The sequence below is a fragment of the Rhodococcus sp. CX genome (genome assembly GCF_015865005.1).
GTDB lineage: Bacteria > Actinomycetota > Actinomycetes > Mycobacteriales > Mycobacteriaceae > Rhodococcus.
This window is the reverse complement of record NZ_JADZGH010000085.1, coordinates 1-5,071: the sequence shown is the minus strand read 5'-3', so window position 1 is coordinate 5,071 and position 5,071 is coordinate 1. Positions and strand designations below refer to the sequence as shown.

Below are 5,071 nucleotides of genomic sequence, written 5' to 3'. Positions count from 1 at the left end.
CGTGTTCCGGGCGGAAGCGGTGGTCGTAGTACCACAGGAAGGTGTTGCGGATTCCCCAGGCGGAGAACCGCCGCGTGGACATGCGGACGCGGACCGAGCGGCGCAGACCGTAGTCGGTGGTCAGGGTGCGCACCCGGTTGTGCAGGTACCGGTCCTCGTGCTCGTCCTGGATCCGGGTGCGCGGAAAGCCCCCCGCGGCCTCGTACAGCTCCGCGGTGATCGCCATGTTGCATCCGGGTGTGAGGACGTAGGTTCCGAGGAACTGCGGGCCGCGGTTGATCCTCCGGACCTTGGCGACGAGCGATCCGATCTCGATGACGATGCGCATGAGCACCAGCCGGGCGGGGGACAGGCCCTCGTCGGTGCGGGGCAGCAGTTGTCCCGCGATGCTGCGCAGGCCGCCGTCGAAGGCCGCCTCGATCTGCTCGGTCCACTCGGGTTCGGGCACGCAGTCCGCGTCGGTCCGTGCCAGCCGCACGGCCCCCGCCTCGATGGCGTAGCGCATGCCGGTGTCCGCGGCGGCTCCGGTGCCCTTCTGCGGTTCGTGGATCAGGGTGAGGTCCAGGTCCGGGTGTGCGGAGGCGAATTCGTCGACGATCTCGACGGTGGAGTCGGTCGAGCCGTTGTCGACGACGACCACGCGGAACTCGCGATTGCGCTGGTGCCGGAGTGCGGTGAGGGTGGCTGTGATGCCGGGGGCCTCGTTGTAGGCCGGGATCACAACCCACAGGTCTGACGCCATGTGGCCGTCCTCGGATGGCAGGGGCGAAGGTGGGCCCAGGCTACCGGCGCCGGGGGCGAATTCAGGACGAAATGGCGGAATGTGCCTCTCTGCTCTTGGAAAGCCGCGTACCGTCCTCGAGAGCCGGGTCCGGATTTGCAGGGGGAAGGGGCTCCGATGGTCGCACTGACCATGGAATCGACCGGTCTGCCGCACCCACGGTGGCGGGTGCCGATACTGGGGGACGTGCTCGGGGTGTCACCGCACCGAGCCATCCAGGATTCCTGGACGATGAGTCGCCGGCTCGGGCCGATCTTCGAGCGACGCGCCCTCGGGCACCGCTTCGTCCTGGTGTCGGGAGTCGACCTGGTCGCCGAGCTGTCCGACGAGACGCGATTCGCCAAGCACGTCGCGCCGGGTGTGGAGGCACTACGCGGGATCGGTGGCGACGCACTGTTCACCGCCTACAACCACGAAAAGAACTGGGCCCGTGCCCATGCGCTGCTGACGCCGGCGTTCACCCGGTCGGCGATGCGCAGCTATCACGCGGTGATGTGCGATGTCGCGTCCGACCTGGTCGGGTACTGGAACCGGAGCGCCGGCCGGCCGGTCGACGTGGTCGAGGACATGATCAAGGTCGCGTTCGAGACCGTGGGGCGGGCAGGACTCGGGCACTCGTTCGGCTCGTTCGACCGTGCCAGTGCCCATCCCGCACGCGCGGCGATGGCCCGGAGCCTCGTTCATGCTCAGCGCCGGACGCTGCGGAACGTCCCGGGGCTGCGCCGCATCGCCTACGGGTTCGCGGATCGCAGGAACGCCGCCGATCTGGCGTTCCTGCACGACTCGATCGACGAGATCATTCGCGCGAGTCCGGTCCGGTCCCGCGCCGGACACCGATCTGCTCGAGATCATGCTCGACGCGGCCCGCCGGGACGACCCGAACCGCCTGGACCGCGACAACATCCGCTACCAGGCGCTGACGTTCCTGCTCGCCGGGCACGAGACCACCGCCGCTCTGCTCGCGTTCGCGTTGCACTATCTCTCGCAGGATCCGGAGTTGTATGCGTCGGCCCGTGCCGAGGTCGACGCGGTGTGGGGCAGCGGGACCCCCGAATTCGAGCAGGTGCCCAAGCTGAGGTTGCTCCGACGGATCGTCGACGAGACACTGCGGTTGTGGCCCCCGGTTCCGGCGTTCGCCCGCGAGGCTCGCACCGACACCGTGCTCGGCGGCCGGTACAGCATGCAGGCCGGCGACTGGGTCGTGGTTCTCGTGCTTGCGCTGCACCGTGATCCGGTGTGGGGCGACGACCCCGACCGATTCGATCCGGACCGGTTTCTTCCCGATCGGATCCGGCTGCGCCCACCGCACGTCTACAAGCCGTTCGGCACCGGTGCCCGGGCCTGTATCGGACGGCAATTCGCAGTGCACGAAGCAGTTCTCGTGCTCGGCACGATCCTGCGCGAGTACGACCTCGTGCCCGATCCCGGCTATCGGCTGCGCATCCACGAACGGCTCAGTCTCTCGCCCGCGGGCCTCTCGCTGACGCCGCGCCCACGGCGTCCGAGCGGTCCTGCGTAGCGCTCGGGGGTCACGTAGGCTGGCGACTCCGCACCTTCGTGACTGAGGAGACGAGTTGGGGATCAAGTCGTTCAAGGGGGCACTGACCGTCGTCACCGGTGCTGCGAGCGGTATCGGCAGGGCGGTCGCGATCGCCGCCGCGGACGAGGGCGCTCGTCTGTTGCTCACCGACATCGACGAGGCGGGCCTCGACGACGTGGTGGCGCTCATCGGTTCCCGCGGCGGAGAGGTCCTGCACCACAGCGCCTTCGACATCACGGATTTCGAGGCCGTGCGGGCCTTCGCCGACGAGGTCCACGAGCGGTTCGGCAGCGTCGACGTCGTGATGAACATCGCCGGCACGTCGGTGTGGGGCACCGTCGAAAACCTCGAGCACCGGCACTGGAAGAAGATGGTCGACGTCAATCTGATGGGGCCCATCCACGTCATCGAGTGCTTCGTACCGTCGATGATCGAGGCGGGCCGTGGCGGGCAGCTGGTCAATGTGTCCTCCGCGGCCGGACTGCTCGCGCTTCCGTGGCACGCCGCGTACAGCGCCGCGAAGTTCGGGGTGCGCGGTGTCTCCGAGGTGTTGCGCCACGACCTGAAACGGCACCGGATCGGGGTGAGCCTCGTGGTGCCCGGTGCGGTGCGCACGCCCCTCGTCGACGCCGCCGAGATCGCCGGGTTCGACCGCAAGGATCCGCGCATCCAGGCATTCACCCGCAGGTTCTCGGCGCACGGGATCACCCCGGAGCTGGCGGCGAAGCGGATCCTCGCCGGTGTCAAGCGCAACCGATTCCTGGTCTACACGTCGTTCGACATCAGGTTCGGCTACTGGTGGGCCCGCAAGTTCGCGCCCCCGTACGAGTACACGATGCAGAAGGCCAACGACTACTTCAGCAAGGTGCTGCTGCCGCCGGTGTGAGCGGCCGGGCGCTTCGCGCCCCGTGTGCCTTTGTGGCGCCTCCCACCGCCACAACGGCACACCGGGTCTAGCTCGTCGTGTGCCGCGTGAGTTGTGCGTGCAGATGATGGGTCAGCGGCGTCGAGTCGTGCGCCATCCACAGGTCGTAGGTGAGGGTGTCGCCGTCGAGGACGAACCGGCGGCGCAGCTCGTGCACGGGCTTCGCGTCCGGTGACCGCTCGAGATGCACGGCGGTGAAATCGAGGACGCCGTGCGTGAGCCGCGACCGCTGGATCTCGACGAAGCCGGTGGGCTGCGACACCAGAAGTTCCACTTCGTGACCACTGCGGCGCAGGTAGCCGTTCTCGGTGTGCAGCGGGCGCCCGTCGTCGCGGGCACGGGTGCGGCTGACGTACATCAGGAACGGTTTTCCGGGAATCGACGTGAACTCGATCGTCTCGTCGTAGGCGAAGTCGTCGATGGTGGGGTAGTGGCCGTCGCCGCTGCCGACCCATCGGCCGGCGAACGGTGCAAGTTCGCCGAGCGGGTCCGAATCCGTCACGTGTGGTGCTCCTCGCTCGCGTATGGGCACGTCGATCCTCCCACCCGCCGGGCAGCGGCACTACCGTTGACGCATGAATGCGCAGTTGTGTGTCGATTCCGAGGTCGGGGCCCTCACGACGGTCCTGCTGCACCGGCCCGGTGCGGAACTCGAGCGGCTGACGCCCCGCAACAACGACCAGTTGCTGTTCGACGCGTTGCCGTGGGTGGCGCGCGCCCAGGAGGAACACGACGCCTTCGCCGAGCTGCTGCGCAGCCGTGGGGTCGAGGTGCTGCTGCTCGCAGATCTGCTCCGCGAAACCCTCGAGGTCAGCGGCGCCGCGCGCATCCAGGGGATTTCCTCGGCCGTCGACCCGCGCAGGCTCGGGCACGCGCTCGCGCAGGACCTGGCCGCGCACCTGCGGACGCTGCCGGCCCCGGAACTGACCCGGATTCTGGTCGCGGGAATGACGTTCGACGAACTGCCCGAAATCGGCACGGCAGGCCCGCCGTCGCTGGTGCGGCTCATGCACCACGGCGGCGACTTCGTGATCGATCCCCTGCCGAATCTGCTGTTCACCCGCGACTCGTCGTTCTGGATCGGGCCGCGCGTCGCGATCCCGACGCTCGCGCTGCCCGCCCGTCGGCGCGAGGCCTCGCTCACCGACCTCATCTACGCGTTCCACCCACGGTTCCTCGGGGTGCGCCGCGCCTACGAATCGCACACCGCGCCCGTCGAAGGCGGCGACGTGCTGCTGCTCGCGCCGGGGGTCATCGCCGTCGGCGTGGGGGAGCGCACCTCACCGGCCGGTGCGGAAGCGTTGGCGCGCAGTGTGTTCGAGGACGGCCTGGCACACACGGTGCTGGCGGTGCCGATCGCGCAGCAGCGGGCGTCGATGCACCTGGACACCGTGTGCACGATGGTCGACATCGACGCGGTCGTCATGTATCCGGCGATCCGGGACACGCTCGAGGCCTTCACGATCCGCCGGGACGACGGCGACGCCCGCATCGGCGGGCCGCGACCGTTCCTCGAGGCCGCGGCCGAGGCGATGGGTATCGACAAGCTCCGTGTCATCGACACCGGCCTGGACTCGGTCGTCGCCGAACGGGAACAGTGGGACGACGGCAACAACACCCTCGCGGTCGCGCCGGGAGTGGTCGTCGCGTACGAGCGGAACGTCGAGACGAACGCGCGGCTCGAGGCAGCGGGTATCGAGGTGCTGCGGATCGCCGGGTCGGAACTGGGATCGGGCCGGGGCGGGCCGCGGTGCATGTCGTGCCCGCTCGCACGGGCCGTGCTCTGACCCTCCGCCCCTTTACTTCTTCCGAGCGAATGTATCGC

At 68.9% G+C, this 5,071-nt stretch carries 4 protein-coding genes and 1 pseudogene; 3 read left to right on the top strand and 2 right to left on the bottom strand.

The window, feature by feature from the left end:
- Positions 1-742 (bottom strand): glycosyltransferase family 2 protein (locus I0Q12_RS09260; protein WP_197251648.1); only part of this gene is annotated, 742 nt, incomplete at its 3' end.
- A 156-nt stretch (positions 743-898) separates the two neighbouring features.
- Here I0Q12_RS09260 and I0Q12_RS09255 point away from each other — a divergent pair.
- Positions 899-2,300: pseudogene (locus I0Q12_RS09255) on the top strand (cytochrome P450).
- Between the two features lie 55 nt (positions 2,301-2,355).
- On the top strand, positions 2,356-3,207 hold the full coding sequence (locus I0Q12_RS09250; RefSeq protein WP_197251647.1) for an SDR family oxidoreductase: 852 nt from the start codon (positions 2,356-2,358) through the stop codon (positions 3,205-3,207).
- Positions 3,208-3,274: 67 nt separating this feature from the next.
- Here I0Q12_RS09250 and I0Q12_RS09245 read toward each other — a convergent pair whose 3' ends face one another.
- Positions 3,275-3,748, bottom strand: a complete 474-nt coding sequence (locus tag I0Q12_RS09245) for an FABP family protein (RefSeq protein ID WP_197251646.1) — start codon at positions 3,746-3,748, stop codon at positions 3,275-3,277.
- Between the two features lie 73 nt (positions 3,749-3,821).
- Here I0Q12_RS09245 and arcA point away from each other — a divergent pair, with 73 nt between their 5' ends.
- A complete protein-coding gene (gene arcA, locus I0Q12_RS09240; RefSeq protein ID WP_197251645.1) occupies positions 3,822-5,033 on the top strand; it encodes an arginine deiminase in 1,212 nt (403 codons plus the stop codon).
- The last annotated feature ends 38 nt before the right edge of the window (positions 5,034-5,071 follow it).

What these genes read in the sequence shown, in the direction of transcription:
- arcA (WP_197251645.1), top strand. Translation starts at nt 3,822, where the DNA reads ATGAATGCGCAGTTGTGTGTCGATTCCGAGGTCGGGGCCCTCACGACG.